17 protein-coding genes and 1 pseudogene are annotated in these 19057 nt (G+C 62.3%); 15 read left to right on the top strand and 3 right to left on the bottom strand.

The features are described from left to right. Positions 1-191 precede the first annotated feature (191 nt). From QMK32_RS03070 to QMK32_RS25235, 11 genes and pseudogenes are all read left to right on the top strand, one after another. A complete protein-coding gene (locus QMK32_RS03070) occupies positions 192-1091 on the top strand; it encodes a Rossmann-like and DUF2520 domain-containing protein (RefSeq protein ID WP_283472900.1) in 900 nt (299 codons plus the stop codon). Next, on the top strand, positions 1088-1990 hold the full coding sequence (panC, locus tag QMK32_RS03065; RefSeq protein WP_283472898.1) for a pantoate--beta-alanine ligase: 903 nt from the start codon (positions 1088-1090) through the stop codon (positions 1988-1990). Before QMK32_RS03070 ends, panC begins: the two co-directional genes overlap by 4 nt. Before the next feature lie 11 nt (positions 1991-2001). Next, positions 2002-2433, top strand: coding sequence for an aspartate 1-decarboxylase (panD, locus tag QMK32_RS03060; protein ID WP_269302562.1), 432 nt, complete (start codon positions 2002-2004; stop codon positions 2431-2433). A gap of 2 nt (positions 2434-2435) precedes the next feature. Beyond that, a complete protein-coding gene (locus QMK32_RS03055; protein WP_269302564.1) occupies positions 2436-3236 on the top strand; it encodes a type III pantothenate kinase in 801 nt (266 codons plus the stop codon). Between the two features lie 147 nt (positions 3237-3383). Further along, a complete protein-coding gene (locus tag QMK32_RS03050; protein WP_283472895.1) occupies positions 3384-3932 on the top strand; it encodes a cysteine dioxygenase in 549 nt (182 codons plus the stop codon). Beyond that, complete coding sequence (locus QMK32_RS03045) at positions 3929-4351, top strand: rhodanese-like domain-containing protein (RefSeq protein WP_084345520.1); 423 nt, start codon at positions 3929-3931, stop codon at positions 4349-4351. The genes QMK32_RS03050 and QMK32_RS03045 overlap by 4 nt, the downstream gene beginning before the upstream one ends. Positions 4352-4390: 39 nt before the next feature. Further along, the gene (lysS, locus tag QMK32_RS03040) at positions 4391-5911 is read left to right on the top strand and encodes a lysine--tRNA ligase (protein WP_283472894.1); all 1521 of its coding nucleotides are present in this window, start codon (positions 4391-4393) and stop codon (positions 5909-5911) included. A 309-nt stretch (positions 5912-6220) separates the two neighbouring features. Then, entirely contained in the window at positions 6221-8761 is a 2541-nt protein-coding gene (locus QMK32_RS03035; RefSeq protein WP_283472892.1) for an ATP-dependent Clp protease ATP-binding subunit, read from the top strand. Between the two features lie 223 nt (positions 8762-8984). Further along, positions 8985-10574: an MFS transporter gene (locus QMK32_RS03030; RefSeq protein WP_283472890.1), complete on the top strand. Its 1590-nt coding sequence runs from the start codon at positions 8985-8987 to the stop codon at positions 10572-10574. Positions 10575-10637: 63 nt separating this feature from the next. After that, entirely contained in the window at positions 10638-11075 is a 438-nt protein-coding gene (locus QMK32_RS03025; protein ID WP_269302571.1) for an OsmC family peroxiredoxin, read from the top strand. Positions 11076-11210: 135 nt separating this feature from the next. After that, positions 11211-13373: pseudogene (locus QMK32_RS25235) on the top strand (putative bifunctional diguanylate cyclase/phosphodiesterase); the annotation flags it as partial. Positions 13374-13489: 116 nt separating this feature from the next. Here QMK32_RS25235 and mhuD read toward each other — a convergent pair. Beyond that, complete coding sequence (gene mhuD, locus QMK32_RS03015) at positions 13490-13798, bottom strand: mycobilin-forming heme oxygenase MhuD (protein WP_283472887.1); 309 nt, start codon at positions 13796-13798, stop codon at positions 13490-13492. Positions 13799-13842: 44 nt separating this feature from the next. Here mhuD and QMK32_RS03010 point away from each other — a divergent pair, with 44 nt between their 5' ends. Together QMK32_RS03010 and QMK32_RS03005 are read left to right on the top strand one after the other, a co-directional pair. Continuing rightward, positions 13843-14580 carry an alpha/beta fold hydrolase gene (locus QMK32_RS03010; RefSeq protein ID WP_283473170.1) on the top strand — a complete coding sequence of 246 codons (738 nt, stop codon included), beginning with the start codon at positions 13843-13845 and terminating at the stop codon, positions 14578-14580. Then, complete coding sequence (locus QMK32_RS03005; protein ID WP_502943512.1) at positions 14577-15392, top strand: alpha/beta fold hydrolase; 816 nt, start codon at positions 14577-14579, stop codon at positions 15390-15392. Before QMK32_RS03010 ends, QMK32_RS03005 begins: the two co-directional genes overlap by 4 nt. A gap of 18 nt (positions 15393-15410) precedes the next feature. On the opposite strand, the gene QMK32_RS03000 is transcribed toward QMK32_RS03005, so the two are convergent. Beyond that, positions 15411-16304, bottom strand: a complete 894-nt coding sequence (locus QMK32_RS03000; protein ID WP_283472885.1) for an HhH-GPD family protein — start codon at positions 16302-16304, stop codon at positions 15411-15413. A 68-nt stretch (positions 16305-16372) separates the two neighbouring features. Between QMK32_RS03000 and QMK32_RS02995 the strand changes: the two genes are divergently transcribed. Then, positions 16373-16996: a carbonic anhydrase gene (locus tag QMK32_RS02995; protein WP_084345881.1), complete on the top strand. Its 624-nt coding sequence runs from the start codon at positions 16373-16375 to the stop codon at positions 16994-16996. 97 nt (positions 16997-17093) lie between these two features. After that, the gene (locus QMK32_RS02990) at positions 17094-17825 is read left to right on the top strand and encodes a hypothetical protein (protein ID WP_283472881.1); all 732 of its coding nucleotides are present in this window, start codon (positions 17094-17096) and stop codon (positions 17823-17825) included. A gap of 22 nt (positions 17826-17847) precedes the next feature. Here QMK32_RS02990 and disA read toward each other — a convergent pair whose 3' ends face one another. Continuing rightward, a complete protein-coding gene (gene disA / locus QMK32_RS02985; protein WP_269302583.1) occupies positions 17848-18945 on the bottom strand; it encodes a DNA integrity scanning diadenylate cyclase DisA in 1098 nt (365 codons plus the stop codon). Positions 18946-19057 lie beyond the last annotated feature (112 nt).

Raw genomic sequence — 19057 nt, 5'->3', positions numbered from 1 at the left:
ATCTCGTCCGAACGCTGGACGCGGTTCCTGAGGGTGAAATAGATCACTGCTCAGGCCGTGGCCCGAGGTATCCCGTTGCCGCTATCCTTCGTGCAGGACGTCTGGTACCCGCCGCGCGGGACTGGAACGAACGAGAGGAAGTTTCGGTGACCTCACCTGAGTTCAGGAGTGGTGCCCGCGGAATACCCCCCATGTCTGCCGACCCGGCACCTGCACGTTTGACCGTAGGTATCGTCTCCGCAGGACGGGTGGGTACCGCCCTCGGCGAGGCTCTGGAGCGCGTCGGGCATGTCGTGTTCGGTTGTGCTGCAGTATCGGAAGATTCCAAGGAGCGCGTACGCACTCGCCTGCCGGATTCACAGATATTGCCTGTCGACGAGGTTGCCAGGCGTGCCGAGCTGCTGATCCTCGCCGTTCCGGACAACGAGTTGGCATCCATCGCTGCTGGGTTGGCGGCAACTGGTGTCGTTGCCCGGGGAAAGCTCGTGGTGCACACCTCCGGCGCGAATGGCATCGGCATCCTCGCCCCGTTGGCCGCGCAAGGTGCGATCCCGTTGGCCATTCACCCGGCCATGACGTTCACCGGCGGCCCCGAGGACACCGATCGCCTGGCCGCTGCATGCTTCGGGATTACGGCAGCCGACGAGATCGGCTATGCCGTCGCGCAAGCATTGGTTCTGGAACTCGGTGGTGAACCGGTTCATGTCGCCGAAGAGAATCGCGCGCTCTATCACGCAGCGTTGGCTCACGGGTCCAATCACCTCGTCACTCTCGTAGCCGATGCAGTCGACGCGTTGCGAGTCGCACTCGACGGCCCAGGTTTTCCCGGAATCGATTCCGAACCCGAAGCAGCACAGCGTGTTCTCGGTCCGCTCGTGCGGGCAGCGTTGGACAACGCATTGCGGCACGGGCAGAGCGCACTTACCGGGCCGGTGGCGCGAGGCGACGTTGCCGCAGTTCAGAAGCATCTGGACGTGCTCAGCGACGTCGATCCCGCGATTGCAGCGGGATACCGCGCGCTCTCGCTCAGATCTGCACAACGCATGGGATCGAAGCCCGAACTCATCGAGATTCTGGAAGGCGAGCTATGACCCTGGCAGGTAGCTACAAGGCGGGGGAGTTGACAGTTCATCACGATCCGACTGTCGTCTCCGCGGTGTCGAAGGCGCTGCGCGGTGTCGGCAGGCAGATTGCGCTGGTGCCGACCATGGGTGCGCTGCACGCCGGGCACATCCATCTGGTTCGGCAGGCCAAACGCACCGGCGCAGTGGTGTTCGTGTCGATCTTCGTAAACCCCCTGCAGTTCGGCGACGGGGAAGACCTCGACGCCTATCCACGCACTCTCGACGCGGACGTGGAGTTGCTGGCAAGCGAGGGAGTCGAGATCGTCTTCGCTCCTTCGGCGTCGGATATGTACCCGGCCGGACCACGCACGACCGTGCTCCCCGGTCCACTCGGCAGCGAGATGGAGGGTGCAAGCCGGCCGACGCATTTTGCCGGGATGCTCACCGTGGTGACCAAGCTGTTGCAGATCACCTCCCCGCATGCAGCGTTCTTCGGTGAGAAGGATTACCAGCAGCTGACATTGATCAGACAGCTGGTGCGAGATCTGAACTTCGACGTGAAGATCTTCGGTGTCCCCACCGTGCGCGAGCAGGACGGTCTCGCATTGTCGTCTCGCAATCGCTATCTCGACGACGCCCAGCGTTCGGCGGCCATGGCATTGTCGGCGGCGTTGGTAGCCGGGGCTCACGCCGCAGCGGGCGGAGCCGAAGTGATTCTGGCTACGGCCGGCGAAGTGCTCGCGGCGGTACCAGAGGTGAAGGTCGACTATCTCGAACTTCGAGGTGTCGATCTCGGACCTGCTCCCGAGCGTGGCGACGGTCGACTTCTCGTGGCCGCCACACTCGGCACCACCCGACTCATCGACAACGTCGGTGTCGCTGTCGGGACCGGCTTTTTGGAATACCCCGACGACCCGAAGAATTGAAGGGATAGAACATGTTTCGCACAATGATGAAGTCCAAGATTCATCGCGCGACCGTAACCCACGCGGACCTGCACTACGTAGGTTCGGTGACCGTGGACCAGGACCTGATGGAGGCGGCCGATCTGCTCGAAGGTGAGCAGGTGACCATCGTCGACATCGACAACGGCGCACGGTTGGAGACCTATGTCATCACCGGCGAGCGTGGCAGTGGGGTGATCGGTATCAACGGTGCCGCAGCACATCTGGTCGATCCTGGTGATCTGGTCATTCTCATTGCCTACGGCGTGATGAACGAGCAGGAATGCAAGGACTACGCACCCCGCGTGGTGTTCGTCGACGAGAAGAACAATCCCGTCGAACTCGGTAGTGACCCTGCATATGCACCCGAGGGTTCGGGCCTGATCACACCTCGCACGCTCCGTGCCGATTCCGTACTGGTGTAAAAATGCTGCTTGCGATCGACATTCGCAACACATCGATGACACTCGGCCTCTTCAGTGGCAGTGGTGATCACGCAAAGTTGTTGCGTGATTGGCGGATGCGAACGGATTCGCGAATAACGGCGGACGAGCTGGCATTGATGCTCCGCGGCCTTCTCGGCGACGACGTCGATCAGATCACCGGTGTGAGCGCCCTGTCGACGGTGCCTTCGGTGCTGCGAGAAATGCGGACGATGTTGACCCGCTACTGGGAGCATATTCCGCACGTGGTCGTCGAACCTGGTGTGCGAACGGGTGTTCCGCTGTTGGTCGATAACCCCAAGGAGGTCGGCGCCGATCGGATCGTCAACACCCTTGCGGCGCACGATTTGTACGGTAGCGCCTGCATCGTCGTCGACTTCGGCACCACGACCTGTGTCGACGTCGTCTCCGCCAAAGGCGAATTCCTCGGCGGGGCTATTGCGCCTGGTTTGGAAATCTCCACCGCTGCAATGTCTTCCAGATCAGCAGCGTTGCGGGAGATCGAGCTGATGCGACCCCGCTCGGTGGTCGGGAAGAATACCGTCGAATGCATGCAGTCCGGTGCCGTGTTCGGATTCGCCGGGTTGGTCGACGGATTGATCGGTCGCATCCGTCGTGAACTCGCCGACTTCTCCGGGACGGACGTGGCAGTGATCGGTACCGGCGCCAGTGCCCCGCTCATCATGGGGGAGAGCAGCGCGATCGAGCACCACGAGCCAGACCTGACGCTAGAGGGCCTGCGCTTGGTCTACGAGCGCAATCTTGCGAAACGACGCGTGCGCTAGCGCTTGCGGGCGGCGTGTGTAACAATCTTTCTCGTGATGACGTGCATGGGACCCCAGGAGTGTTGTCGAGGCTGATCGCTGCCTCGTTCGAACATCGACTCTGGAGTACTTCCCGTGCTTTCCACACCTGTCTTTATTTCTTCACCGGTGCGCTCTGCTTCCAACCGCGCCCGTTCCGCACCTCAGCTATCGCTACCTACTCGGCTCAGGCCACATGACCTACTGCGCATCACCGACCAGGGCGCCTCGGACGTTCTCGACGGCCGATTCGACGACATCCTGCCCGAGGGTGGTCTCTGGCCGACCGAAGAACGCTGGTCAGCCCGTTTGCACGCCGACGACGACCTGGACGTCTGGCTCATCAGCTGGGTACCGGACAAGTCCACCGAGCTTCATGATCACGCGGGTTCGATCGGCGCTTTGACCGTCCTCAGTGGCTCCCTCGTCGAATCTCGTTGGGCTGGAAATGAACTGAAGAGCCGGCACCTCGATGCCGGGGATCAAGCATCGTTCCCGCTCGGGTGGGTGCACGACGTCATGCATGCACCGGACACCACCGCGCCCGGTCCGACGCTCAGCGTTCACGCGTACTCGCCACCGCTGACGGCAATGTCCTACTACGAAGTGACCGAGCACTCCTCGCTCCGAAGAACCCGTACCGAGCTGACCGACGAACCCGAAGGTGCATCGAAATGACGATCGTCGAAATGTTGGATCAGGCGCGCAGCCGCATCGAGCGCACCACCGTCTTCGAGCTTCGCGACGCGATTGCGCGTGGTGCCGTCGTCGTCGACATTCGGCCTCAAGCGCAACGTGCCGTCGAGGGCACGTTGCCCGGCGCGCTTGCCATCGAGCGCAACGTGCTGGAGTGGCGCCTGGATCCGACGAGTGATGCCCGACTCGCTGTCGCAGTCGATCACGATGTCGAGTGGATCGTCATCTGCTCCGAGGGTTACACCTCCAGCCTCGCTGCGGCCTCGTTGCAGGATCTGGGGCTTACGAAGGCCACCGACCTCGTCGGCGGGTATCAGGCACTGAAGTCGGCCGGGTTGCTCGGCGTGCTGACCAAGGCCAAGCACACCGTCCGTGAAGCAAAGGCCGTCAGTGCGCACTGATTCTCCTGTTGTGGGGTTCGACAGATAAAGTGTGCGCCTGTGACTGATTCAGCTTCCTCCACCGCCGACGACACTCCGGAACAGATTCGGATCCGTCGCGCCAAGCGGGACCGGTTGCTCGAACAGGGACGTGAGGCGTACCCCGTGTCCGTGGCGCGGACGCACACGTTGCTCGAGATTCGTGACCGGTACTCCAACCTCGAAGCGGATGCGAAGACTGGCGTGCTCGTCGGAGTTGTCGGTCGCGTAATTTTCGTCCGCAACACCGGCAAGTTATGTTTCGCCACGCTCCAGGAAGGCGACGGAACTCAACTCCAGGCAATGATCAGCCTCGCGGGTGTCGGTGAGGATGCCCTGGCGGCGTGGAAGTCGGACGTCGATCTCGGTGACTTCGTCTTCGTACACGGCGAGGTCATCAGCTCCCGTCGCGGCGAGCTCAGCGCGATGGCCGATTCGTGGGAGATCGCGTCGAAGGCTCTCCGGCCGCTCCCGGTGGCACACAAGGAACTGAACGAAGAGACGCGTATCCGGCAGCGATACTTGGATCTGATCACGCGCCCGGAAGCGCGCGCGGTCGCCCGCAAGCGCATCGCCGTCGTACGTGAACTACGCAACGCACTGGAGCGAAGGGGCTTTCTCGAAGTCGAGACGCCGATGCTGCAGACCTTGCATGGCGGAGCTGCCGCTCGCCCCTTCGTCACCCATTCCAATGCACTCGATACGGACCTGTTTCTTCGTATCGCACCCGAACTGTTTCTCAAGCGTTGCGTCGTGGGCGGCATCGAGAAGGTTTTCGAGATCAACCGCAACTTCCGCAACGAAGGCGCCGACTCCTCGCACTCTCCCGAATTCGCGATGCTCGAAACCTACGAGGCGTACGGAACCTACGACGACTCGGCGAAGATGACTCGTGAGCTCATCCAAGAGGTTGCCGAGGCTGCGCTCGGCACTCAGGTGATCCTGCTGCCCGACGGCACGACCTACGACATGAGCGGGGAGTGGACGACGCTCGAGATGTACCCGTCCTTGTCGGATGCGCTCGGAATCGTCGTGACGCCCGATACCACGGTCGAGGAACTTTTGACCCTGGCGGAGAAGATCGGGGTCGACGTGCCGCTCAAGGACGGCAAGCCGATCTACGGTCATGGCAAGCTCGTCGAAGAGCTGTGGGAAAACCAGATCGGTAACGATTTGTTCGCGCCGACCTTCGTTCGTGACTTCCCCGTCGAGACGTCTCCGCTGACTCGTCAGCACCGCAGCAAGCCGGGCGTTACCGAGAAGTGGGATCTCTACATTCGCGGGTTCGAATTGGCGACGGGGTACTCCGAACTGGTCGACCCGGTCATCCAGCGGGAGCGTTTCGAAGATCAAGCACGTCAGGCCGCGGCCGGCGACGACGAAGCCATGGTTCTCGACGAGGACTTCCTGGCCGCGATGGAGCAGGGCATGCCTCCGACCACGGGCACGGGCATGGGAATCGACAGGCTCCTCATGGCGCTGACAGGACTAGGTATCCGAGAGACGATTCTGTTTCCGATCGTGAAGCCGTCTCAGGGCTGACTTGCCAGCAAAGTTTATTGTTCGCCAACAGCGGACACCCGGGGGGAAACGAATTGCCCCGACGGCGCGTTATGAACAGTAAGCAGGCACATAGGTCCGTCACTACAGATCAGAGATGATCTATAGAGGGGGTCGAGGGTCGGCAAGTGAACCTTCGGCCAACTAGAGTAAGGCTGGAGGCGTGGATACCTTTCGGCATCTGCGTGAGACTTACCTTCAAATGCCGGCGAACCCGATTTACCAAATACCGTGGTGCTAGAAGACCTGGTGGGCGGAGTGCTACCACCCACCGAGAAGTGAGGGAGAGCGATGTTCGAGAGGTTCACCGATCGCGCGCGGCGTGTTGTCGTCCTGGCTCAAGAAGAAGCCCGGATGCTCAACCACAACTACATCGGCACGGAACACATCCTGCTCGGTCTCATCCACGAGGGTGAGGGCGTCGCAGCGAAGTCTCTGGAGTCGCTGGGTATCTCCCTCGAAGGAGTCCGCAGCCAGGTCGAGGAGATCATCGGTCAGGGCCAGCAGGCTCCGTCCGGTCATATCCCGTTCACCCCGCGCGCCAAGAAAGTACTCGAGCTCAGTCTGCGTGAAGCACTGCAGCTCGGCCACAACTACATCGGCACCGAGCACATCCTGCTGGGTCTGATTCGCGAAGGCGAAGGCGTCGCGGCTCAGGTACTGGTCAAGCTCGGAGCCGACCTCAACCGGGTGCGTCAGCAGGTTATCCAGCTGCTCTCCGGTTACCAAGGCAAGGAGCCGTCCGAGAGCGGGAGCGGACGCGGCGATGCAGGTACGCCGTCGACGTCGCTGGTTCTCGACCAGTTCGGACGCAACCTGACTCAGGCTGCACTCGAAGGCAAGCTCGATCCGGTCATCGGTCGCGCGAAAGAAATCGAGCGCGTCATGCAGGTGCTGTCGCGCCGCACAAAAAACAACCCCGTGCTCATCGGTGAGCCCGGTGTCGGTAAGACTGCAGTCGTCGAGGGCCTGGCGCAGGCGATCGTCAACGGCGAGGTCCCCGAGACTCTCAAGGACAAGCAGCTCTACTCCCTCGACCTCGGGTCATTGGTTGCCGGTAGCCGGTACCGCGGTGACTTCGAAGAGCGCCTCAAGAAGGTCCTCAAGGAAATCAACACCCGCGGCGACATCATCCTGTTCATCGACGAACTGCACACTTTGGTGGGTGCCGGTGCGGCCGAGGGTGCTATCGATGCGGCTTCGATCCTCAAGCCGAAGCTCGCTCGCGGTGAGCTGCAGACCATCGGTGCCACCACTCTCGACGAGTACCGAAAGTACATCGAGAAGGATGCCGCTCTCGAGCGTCGTTTCCAGCCGGTCCAGGTCGGCGAGCCGAACGTCGAGCACACCATCGAGATCCTGAAGGGTCTTCGCGATCGGTACGAGGCTCACCACCGCGTTTCGATCACCGACGGCGCACTCGTCGCGGCAGCCACACTGGCCGACCGCTACATCAACGACCGGTTCCTGCCGGACAAGGCGATCGACCTCATCGATGAGGCCGGCGCACGGATGCGTATTCGTCGGATGACCGCGCCACCAGACCTGCGTGAGTTCGACGACAAGATCGCCGACGCACGTCGGGAGAAGGAGTCCGCGATCGATGCGCAGGACTTCGAGAAGGCCGCGAACCTGCGCGACAAGGAAAAGCAGCTCGTCTCCCAGCGCGCCGAGCGTGAGAAGCAATGGCGTAGCGGTGACCTCGACGTGGTCGCCGAGGTCGACGACAACGAGATCGCCGAGGTCCTCGGAAACTGGACCGGTATCCCCGTGTTCAAGCTCACCGAGGAAGAGACCACTCGTCTGCTCCGCATGGAGGATGAACTGCACAAGCGGATCATCGGCCAGGTCGAGGCAGTCAAGGCCGTCTCGAAGGCAATCCGTCGCACCCGTGCGGGCCTGAAAGATCCGAAGCGCCCGTCGGGCTCGTTCATCTTCGCCGGCCCGTCCGGTGTCGGTAAGACCGAGCTGTCGAAGGCACTCGCGAACTTCCTGTTCGGCGAGGACGACGCCCTCATTCAGATCGACATGGGCGAGTTCCACGATCGCTTCACCGCTTCGCGGTTGTTCGGTGCTCCTCCCGGCTACGTCGGGTACGAAGAGGGCGGTCAGCTCACCGAGAAGGTCCGCCGCAAGCCGTTCTCCGTCGTTCTGTTCGACGAGATCGAGAAGGCACACCAGGAGATCTACAACACGCTCCTGCAGGTGCTAGAAGATGGCCGTCTCACCGACGGCCAGGGACGCACGGTCGACTTCAAGAACACCGTGCTGATCTTCACCTCGAACCTCGGTACCGCGGACATCTCGAAGGCAGTCGGTCTCGGCTTCTCCTCGGGTGAAGGCACCGGATCGAACTACGAGCGGATGAAGCTCAAGGTCAACGACGAGCTGAAGAAGCACTTCCGCCCCGAGTTCCTCAACCGTATCGACGACATCGTCGTGTTCCACCAGCTCACCAAGGACGAGATCGTCCAGATGGTCGACCTCATGCTCAACCGAGTCGAAGGTGCGCTCAAGAACAAGGACATGTCGCTCGAGGTCACCGAGAAGGCCAAGTCCCTGCTGGCCAAGCGTGGATTCGACCCGGTACTGGGTGCGCGGCCACTGCGTCGCACCATTCAGCGCGAGATCGAGGACGCGTTGTCGGAGAAGATCCTGTTCGGCGAGGTCGAAGCCGGCCAGATCATCCTGGTCGACGTCGAGAACTGGGACGGCGAAGGCTCGGGCGAGGACGCGAAATTCACGTTCCGCGGCGAGAAGAAGCCGATCAGCGTTCCTGACGAACTGCCCGTCGACCTGGCCAAGGCCACCGGCGACGGTGACAGCGACTAGTCAGTAGTTTTGGCTCAGTAGTTTCCGCTCAGCGGGCCGTGCTCCGAAAGGGGTGCGGCCCGCTTTGTCGTCCTCGGGCTGGGTGGTTTACCGTTCCCCATCGCTTGAATGGTCCACTCATACGATCTGATGGCTTCGATGTGACATTCAAGCGGCGGCGGAACCGACGGATTCGCACTCAGAAGGTGAGGCGGAGAACGCAACGCTGGGTTCTACTGAGTGCGTGACTACTCCCGACAGGCACACAGCACCCGCGCGGGCCGGATTGGTACTGTTCGTCCTCATCCTGGTTGCTTCCGTCGCGAACCTGAATTTGGCGGTCGCCAACGTCGCCCTGCCGGAAATCGGTCGAGACTTCGACGCCAGTCAGACGCAGCTCAATCTGATCGCGGTCGCGTATTCGCTCGGCCTCGCTGGTTCGGTCCTCTATCTCGGTGCTCTCGGGGACCGTTATGGGCGCAAACTGTTGTTGGTTCTAGGAATGGGGCTGTCGATACCAGCCTGTGTCATCGCCGGTTTCGCTCCCAATTTCGAGATCCTGTTCGGTGCGAGGTTGCTCGGTGGTGTGGCCGCGGGCATGGCCTACCCGACGACCCTGGCACTGATCACTGCGTTGTGGGCTGGTGCTTCGCGCACGAAAGCAATCGCGCTGTGGTCGGCTCTCGGCGGCGCCATGTCGGCGCTGGGACCACTGTTGTCCGGGGCGTTGCTGGAGAAGTTCGAATGGGGATCGGTCTTCCTGGTGACGTCGCCGCTGGCGTTACTCGCCCTGGTTCTGGCAGCTGCTTTCGTACCTGGGCATGTGAACGAAACAACGGATCCGGTGGACAATCTCGGCGGAATCGTCTCGGTCGTGTTCATCGCGGCGCTGGTGCTCAGCATCAATTTTGCGCCGGTGGACGGTATGGGAGCCGTCGCCCTCGGTCTGGGTGTGATTGCGCTTGCAGCGGGGGCGGTATTTCTCCTCCGGCAGAGTCGCACGTCGTTCCCGCTGTTCGATCTGAAGATCGCACGGCGGAGGATATTCTGGGTTGCGGCTCTGGCCGGGATCATCGTGTTCGGTTCGTTGATGGGTGTCATCTTCGTCGGCCAACAGTTTCTGCAGAACGTTCTCGGTTACTCGACGCTTGCCGCCGGCGCGTCGACGCTACCCGCGGCTGCTGCGATGGTGCTGGTGGCTCCGCAGTCGGCGAAGTTGGTGGAGCGCCGGGGGTCGCGATTCACCTTGCTGCTCGGCTACCTCTTCATCGTTCTCGGATTGGTGATGGCCTGGCTGACATGGAAGGAAGACGTCTCCTATGCAGTGGTGGCGATCAGTTACGTGCTGCTCGGCATCGGAGTCGGGCTTGCGGGCACACCGGCCTCGCGTTCGTTGACCGGCTCGGTGCCGGTCGCTCGCGCCGGCATGGCCTCGGGAACAGCGGATCTCCAGCGCGATCTTGGCGGAGCAATCATGCAATCGACATTGGGTGCGCTGCTCACCGCTGGGTATGCGGCGTCGTTGGCCTCGCAGATTTCGAGTTCGCCGGATGCGAGCAGCATCAGCGCGGAGACCCAGTCGATTCTCACCAAGTCGTTCTCGTCGGCAACCGATTTGGCGAGCAGCTACCCGCAGTACGCCGATCAAATCATCGGTGCAGCCAAACAAGCTTTTCTCGACGGCGATCAAATGTCTTATGCCGCGGCGATAATCGTGGTTCTGGCTGGTACTGTACTGGTCTTCTTCGCTTTTCCGGGTCGTGACGAGGAGAAAAAGCTTCTCGCTCAATATCATTCGATCGACGCGGGTCGATCTGCAACGCCGATCGACTAACCCGGTTAGCCTGGGATTCTCCGGGCTCATCCGAGCCTGTATCGAACGAGGAGTCGAAAAGCGATGCCTACACGCACTTCACGCACGGCCTGGAACGGAACCTTGGAGAAGGGGTCGGGTCAGGTCGAGTTGACCAGTTCGGGTGCTGCGACGTTCGACGTGTCCTTCCCCAAGCGCGCGGCTGAAAACGCCGATGGCACGACGAGTCCGGAGGAGCTCATCGCTGCAGCGCATTCGGCTTGTTATGCGATGCAACTGTCGGCCGTGATCGCGGAGGCGGGCGGCACTCCGCAGATCCTCGACGTGACTGCGGAGGTCTCGCTCGGACCGGATACGCCGGGCTTCAAGCTCACCGGGATCAAGCTGACCGTCCGAGCCGAAGTCGACGGTCTCGACGCCGACGGTTTCGCGAAGGCTGCGCAGGCCGCGAAGGAAACCTGTCCGGTGAGCAAAGCGCTGACCGGGGTCGACATCACTTTGGATGCTGCACTCGAATCCTGATTTTCAGCGGACTCTGCTCAGAGTGAAATCTGACCAATCCGCTGACGTTCTCGCTCCGAATGTCCACTGTTGGACCGTTTCTACTCGGTGTCGGGCACGGCTGTAGTCGGTGGACAAGGGGACGCTCTGAAAAGAATGCGCTGGTCGTGGTTTCTGCTGCTGGGGTTGTCGGGCACGGGGTTGTACCTCCTACTGCCCGCGGGCCTTCCGCGCTCGATCGCCAATGGCGTACTGATGGCGGTGGCATTAGCCTTCGTCGTCTTCGGCGCCCGGATGAATCGGTCGGTGAACGGCGTCAGCTGGACGCTGTGGGTTGTAGGCCTGCTCGCGTGGGGTTTGGGCAATTTCGTCGGCAACCCGAGTCACACGATGATGATGTCCTGGGCAGACGTTTTTTGGGTTGGCGGCCATGTGGCCCTCATCATCGGGCTACTTCTGTTCAGAGTGGGAAACACGCGAGCGTTCCGTGTGGAGGACATCCTCGAGGGAGCGATCGTCGCCATCGGTGTCGCACTGGCGACATGGATGGTTGTCACACAGGCGCGGGTCGAATCAACGCTGGACATGACGTCCTTCATTCATCACTGGCAGGCCATCGTCTACGCCGGGGCATGCGGCTTTCTCGTATCGCTGATGGTGATTCTGCTGCTGTCGAAAAGGGCACGGAAGGCGCCGTTTGCACTGGCTGCTTGTGCATTTCTGTTCTTTTTCGCTGGTACCTGGATTTCGCGTGTCGCCGTCAGCGTCGAAGTGCGCGGCTCGGCCCTCGTCCAGGCCTGCTGGCTCACTGGTTTCGTCCTCGCCGGCTCGGTGGCCTTGTATCCGCCTTCTCGTGCATGGAAACCCCGTCGGGGTCCGAAGTCGCACTTCGTGCTCGATCGCACCCGACTGGTCGGGTTGGGGTTGGCGATACTGATGGCACCCACGGTGATGGCAGTGCAGCTCGCGCGCGGGCTTCCAGCAGCCGAGTGGGGATGGGTGGTGCTCGGCTCCACGATGGTGATCATTGCGCTTGCGGCGGCCCGGATAGCGTGTTTCCTGCTGGTGCTACGCAGGCAGGCTGCGGCGCTGACCCATGCGGCCATATCCGACCCCGTTACCGGGCTTGCAAATCGCACCCACCTCGTGGAGCTCCTCGACCGGTCGATCCAGTCCGCAGGCGAGGCCGGGATTGTGGTGATGGTCGTGGACATCGACAGGTTCGCCCACGTCAACGAGACGTTCGGTTATGCCGTCGGCGATCGGGTGCTGCGGGAGATAGGGGACCGGTTGGTCTCGGCAGCTGTCGTCGATGCAGTCGTCGGAAGATTGGGTGGCGATCAGTTCGTCGTGTCCGTCCCCGCAGACTCGATGGAGCTGTCGCCGTCTCGGTGGGCCGAGCACTTGCAGCGTGCGGTGAATCGCACCATGTTCGTCACCGATATCAACGTCGCGCTCGAGGCCACAGTCGGAATGGCCTTGTCGGCAGATCAGCCCTGTGTCGACCCGCAAGGATTGTTGCAACATGCGCATGTGGCCCTGACGTCGGCCAAGCACGAGCACACTCGACTATCGGTGTACGCACCCTCCATGGACTGCGATCGCCACGAGCAGATGCGTTTGCTAGGGGAATTGAAGACAGCGCTGAACGAACGCCAGCTCACGGTCTTCTTTCAACCCTGTCTCGATCTCGGATCTGGATCGGTGACCGGCGTCGAAGCGCTCATTCGTTGGCAGCATCCCCGAGAGGGCCTGATCGCCCCCTCGGCGTTTCTTCCCGATGCCGAGCGCACCGGCATGCTTCCCGCGATCACCGCCTACGTCCTCGAGGATGCGCTGGCGTGCTGCAGCGCGCTGCGCCGCAATGGATCGAACATTCGGGTCGCGATCAATCTTTCGGTCCGGAATCTGATCGACCCCACGCTCGTCGGGCAGGTTGATCGGGCACTCCAGCGTCACGATCTGCCTCCGGCGGCTGTGGAATTCGAAGTGACCGAGACCTCGGCAATGACCGATACTCGTCGGTCGGTCGATTCCCTTGTCGCGCTACGCGATCTGGGTGTGACCATTGCGATCGACGACTATGGGACCGGATATAGCTCACTGGCATATTTACGTTCGCTGCCGGTTCAGACTCTGAAGATCGACAAGTCCTTCGTGACGGCGATGAACTCTCAGCCCATCAATGCCTCGATCGTGCGGTCGACGATCGATCTTGCGCGCAGTCTCGGAATGAACGTGGTGTCGGAGGGGGTCGAGGACGGGGACACGTTGAATCGACTTCGTGCACTCGGGTGTGATGGCGCGCAGGGCTTCTATATCGGACGCCCGGTGCCGGCCGAAAAATTGGCGGAGTCGATTGCCCGCATCGAACGCGAACTCCGTGTCGCAGGGCCGCCGGAACGATTGCCGACGGCCAACTCCCCGGCGGGGCGTCAGGCTTTGGCTGCGACGTCCAGGACTACTTCGAATTCGAGTAGCGATGCTCCGGAGGCGACGGGCTTCGCGCGCTCGCCCGAATGCGCTGCCCTGGCTGGGCCCGCCGACCAGGCCTGGAATGCTTCCTCGGTCTCCCATTGGGTCACCACGAAGTAGCGGGTTTCACCCTTGACCGGGCGCAGTAGTTGGAATCCGAGGAAACCTGGCGAACCTTCCACAGCGCCGGCGCGGGCCGCGAATCGCTTCTCCAATTCCGCGCCTGCACCCTTGGGAACTTCGATTGCATTTATCTTCACGACAGCCATGACCGAGAGGCTACTCGGTCATGCGGAGAGCTACAGTCGTGACGATGCTGTACGACGAGGGTGGGGACGGGCGACCGATCTTGCTGTTGCACGGGTTGATGGGTAGCGCGCGAACGTGGCGACGCCAGGTGCCATGGCTGCGTGCGTTCGGCCACGTCTACACCTACGACGCGCCGGGGCACGGCAGGCCCAATCCGCGCGGGATCGGTACCGAGGCGTTCGTCGAGGACCTGACTGCTCATGCGGAGCAACTCGGGGAATGTGTCGTCATCGGGCATTCGATGGGTTCGTTGCACGGCTGGTGTCTTGCCGCGGCGAGACCCGATCTGGTGGCAGGGCTGGTCGTCGAGGACATTGCACCGGACTTCCGCGGGCGTACGGCCGATGACTGGGCTGCACTCATTCGTCAGTGGCCACAGCCGTTCGTGACCGAATCGGCGGTACGGGAGTTCTTCGGCGACGTCGCAGGGCACTACTTTCTGGATTCATTCGAGCGTCGAAACGACGGCTGGCATTTGCACGGTGAGGTATCGACGTTCGAGGCGATCTCGCAGGAGTGGGGTACGAGGCACTTCTGGAACGAGTGGGAATCCGTCGCCGCTCCGTCGTTGCTGATCGAGGGTGCGTCCGGAATCACACCGCCAGGACAGATGCGTCGTATGCACGAGAGGAACGCCAAGTCGACCTACGTACTGATTCCAGAGGCGGCGCACCTCGTGCACGACGAGCAGCCCGAGCTCTACCGCGCAGCTGTGGAAGCGTTCCTCCGACAACTACCATGACGCGAATGTCCCTGGTGAAGCTCAACGGAATCGATATCAACTTCGACCTCAAAGGTACCGGCCCTCTCGTCGTGTTGGTGATGGGTTCGGGGAGCCCGGGGCGGGTGTGGCAGACGCACCAGGTGCCGGCCCTGGTGAAGGCGGGTTTCCAGGTTCTCACGTTCGACAACCGGGGGATAGCGCCGTCGTCCGAGTGCGGCGGCGGCATGGTGCTCGACGATCTGGTGGCTGACACCGCCGCATTGATCGAGCACGTGGGCGCAGCGCCGGCACGTGTCGTCGGAACGTCGATGGGCTCGCGTGTCACCCAAGAGCTGGCGTTGGCGCGGCCGGACCTCGTTTCGCACGCAGTGATGATGGCGACGTACGGCCGTTCGTCGCCGATGCAGAAGGCCATGGCCCAGGGCGAAAGAGATCTGTACGACGCGAGCATCACACTCCCGGCGACCTACCGCGCGGCAATTACCGCAATGAACAATTTCGCACCGAAAACGCAGCGCGACGAGGCGGTAATCGGTGACTGGCTCGCCGTCATGGAGTTCTCCGGTGGCACCAGATCGGCGGGTAAGCGCGCTCAGATCGGCCTCGAAATGCGCGCCGGATCCGAACGACTCACCGCATATCGCACGATTGCAGCCAAGACCCTCGTGGTGGGATTCGCCGACGACAGGCTCATCCCCGTCCATCTGAGTCGCGAAGTCGCGCAGGCGATTCCGGGTGCTCGATACGAGGAGATCCCGGACACCGGACACTTCGGTTACCTCGAGCGTCCAGAGAAGGTCAACGAAGTGCTCATCGACTTCTTGCGCTGACGCACGGGTCACCGACGATCAGAGACCGGTCGGCGACCCCGCATCACCGGCCAGCCCGAAAAGTCCTGTCGCCGTCTGCTCGATCAGGCCGTCCACGAGTAGGGAGTCCAAAGCGCGATCACGTTGCCCGGGGTCGCTGAGCCATACGACGTCCAGCCTGGCCCGATCCACCGGACCGTCGGTTTCACGTAGAACCGACATCAGTTTCCCGCGGACCTGCCGGTCGGTGCCCGCGAACTTCTGCACCTTCTTGGCGGGTCCGCTGTATGCAGGGCGGCCCGCTTCGATCCACGAGCACTCGGGTAGCGGGCACAGCAAACAGGCAGGGTTCTTCGCGGTGCAGATCAGCGCGCCCAATTCCATCAGTGCTGCCGAATACCTTGCTGCGCGCGCGTCCCCCACGGGAAGCAACGCCTCGACGTCGGCGAGATCTCGTGTCGTCGACGGGTTACCCGGTTCCGCGGCGCCGTGCACTGCCCGAGCGACGACGCGTCGAACATTGGTGTCGACGACGGGAACTCGACGGCCGTACGCGAAGCATGCGACAGCGCGAGCCGTGTAAGCACCGATGCCCGGCAAAGACAGCAGCGTCTCGACGTCCTGCGGCACGGCGTCGCCGTGCTCGGCGGCCAGAACTCCCGCGCACTGATGCAAACGCAACGCCCGACGCGGATAACCCAACTTGCCCCATGCTCGCAGGACGTCGGCTTGCGAAGAGGCAGCCATCTTCGACGGGACGGGCCACCGTGCGACCCACTCTTCCCAGATCGGAGCAACGCGGGACACAGGCGTCTGCTGCAGCATGATTTCGCTCATCAGAATCTGCCAAGCGCTGACACCCGGACGTCGCCACGGCAGGTCACGCTCCTCGGTGTCGAACCACCCGAGAAGTGCAACTGGACTGATCGGCACGCTTGTCTCCTCGAGTTCTTCGGTATCCGACTCGCCGGTAACAGCCGGATCGGTGCACAATGATGTCCATGCCTTCGACGAATCCGATAACTGCCTGGAAATCTCTTCGAGAGGGTAACCAGCGGTTCATCGCAGGCGAATCTCTGCACCCGAGCCAGGGTATCGAGGACCGTGCCCGTCTCGCCGACGAGCAGCACCCACGCGCCGTGCTCTTCGGTTGCGCGGACTCCCGCGTCGCCGCCGAGATCATCTTCGACCAGGGCCTCGGCGACATGTTCGTCGTCCGAACCGCAGGCCACGTCATCGATTCCTCCGTCCTCGGCTCGATCGAATACGGTGTGGCGATTCTCGATGTGCCGCTCATCGTCGTGCTCGGCCACGATGGGTGCGGCGCCGTCAAAGCAACTCTCGACGCGTTGGACACCGGTGACATCCCCGGCGGCTACATTCGTGACCTCGTCGAACGCGTCACCCCGTCCGTGCTGTCCGCCCGCCGTGACGGTTACTCCAACGTCGACGATTTCGAGGCACGGCACGTCGAGGAGACCGGCAATCTGTTGATGCAACGGTCGCGGATCATTGCGGAGAAGGTAGACGCCGGGGAAGTGGCCATCGTCGGCCTGACCTATCAGTTGTCCGAAGGGAACGCTCGCTTGCGCGGAGTAATCGGCGATATCGGCGAGCTTCCCTGAGGTTGTTCGTCGATCAGACGGTTTCTTCGTGACCTACAAGGCGACACGCCGCAGGCGCTTCAGGGAATCGTAGCTGCGTAACGCCTACGGTTGGTCTGTGTTGGAACCAAGCGGGCCGTTGCCTCCCGAAATCTATTGGCGTCGTCGCGCACTCGCCATCGGTGCGGCTGTCGTGGTGCTCGGTTTGATCGTGTGGTTCATCTCCTCGCTCAGTGGTGGCAACGAGGATCCGCCGCAGGCGGAACCGGCAGGTGTCGTCACGTCTCCGAGTCCGGCCGCAACGCCGAGTGCCTCCGCCGCAGCCAAGGAGTCGGGTGCTGGATCCGGTGCATCGGCATCGGGTGGTTCCGCTTCCGGTGGTTCCGGAAGTGGCACTTCGGCGAGCACTGGAGCGTCCACGACGGCCTCCAAGCCCGCCGGGGCAGCTGCCGTCCCGAGCAACCAGTGCTCGGATCAAAGCCTCGCCATCAAGGCGACGCCGGACAAAGCGTCGTACAAGGTCGGCGAAGAGCCCGGCTTCACCGTCGTCATCACCAACATCAGTTCCACGGAGTGCCAGCGCGACGTGGGTGCAGGTCTGCAACAGGCCCTCGTGTACACGCTCGACGATCTGCGGATCTGGTCGAACACTGATTGCTTCCCCGACGCGCAATCCGATCTGCGGACGTTCAAGCCCGGCGAGCAGGCTGGGTTCACGGTCAAGTGGTCCGGTACCAATTCGGTTCCCGGCTGTGGTGAGGAGCGGATACCTGTCGGCGTCGGCTCGTACAAGGTGATCGCTCAACTCGGTGAGCTGCGTAGCTCTCCCGAGCCGTTCAACATGACCTGAGCCGGCCGGTGTGCGGGTCCAGTCAGTCGAACGGGCCCGCGATGGACGACTCGGCCAGACGTGAAAGCCCCTCACGAATATGGCGAGCCCACAGTCCGCCGATGCCGTCGACCGACTGCAGGTCTGCCGCTGTTGCTGCGAGAAGCCCCTGCAGGGTGCCGAATGATCCGACCAGTCGATGGATCTGGCTGAACTGCAGCCGCGGAACCCGGGTGAGGACGCGGTATCCACGTGGACTCATCGGTGTGTCGAGCGCTTCGATGGTCGCCGGGTAGCCGAATGCGCGTGCGAGCGTCGTGAGGTCGAGTAGATCGACATCGGTCAGTTTGTCGAGAGCAGCCAAGGCCTTCTCCACGGCCGCCGTACTCGACGGCTCCGGACCGGCGAGGTAGTCGCGGACGACGAGTTGACGGTCGACATCGTTGTCGCCCAGTAGTTCCTCGAGCTGCAGCGCCAACTGCCTGCCGTCGGTGCCGAGTTCGAGGACGTTCTGCTCGATTTCGACCGAGACCCGGCGAACCATCTCCAAACGCTGAGCGACCGTGAGTGCGTCACGCAGGGTTACGAAGTCCTCGATCTCCACGACCGAGAGCTGACGGGTGTTGTCGTCGAGGCGCTGCTTGTAGCGCTCGAGCGTGGCTACGGCCTGGTTCGCACGCGAGAGAATGGTTGCCGAGCCTTCGATGACATGTCGAACTCCGGCGACGTAGACGCTGACGATGCTCATCGACTGGCTGACCGAGACGACCGGGTATCCGGTCTCCATGGCGGTACGTTCGGCGGCGCGGTGCCGCGTTCCTGATTCGACTGTAGGAATTTTGTGATCCGGCACAAGCTGCACGTTGGAGCGGACGATTCGTTTGCCGTCCGTGGACAGGACGACGGCGCCGTCCATCTTGGAGAGTTCACGCAGCCGGGTGGGCGCGAACTCGACATCGAGTTCGAATCCGCCGTCGCAGATCTTCTCGACCTCGTCGTCGTAGCCGAGGACTATGAGACCGCCGGTGCGGCCTCGAAGTATTCGTTCCAGCCCGTCGCGCAGGGCTGTGCCCGGTGCTAACCGGGCGATGGTTTCACGTAGCGCCGGGGATGCACTGGCATCGCGTGCGTTCTCGTCCACGTTCGTCCCCTCGTCCCAGCATTTACTTCCACAACGGCTTGTCGGCTGCATCGGCACTACTTCTACAACAGTGGTGTCTCACAGTCTCGCAGCTAGAGGCTACTGGAGTTGA

It is taken from the genome of Rhodococcus sp. H29-C3 (genome assembly GCF_030063405.1).
Taxonomy (GTDB): Bacteria; Actinomycetota; Actinomycetes; order Mycobacteriales; family Mycobacteriaceae; genus Rhodococcoides.
This window is presented reverse-complemented; position numbering and strand designations above follow the sequence as displayed.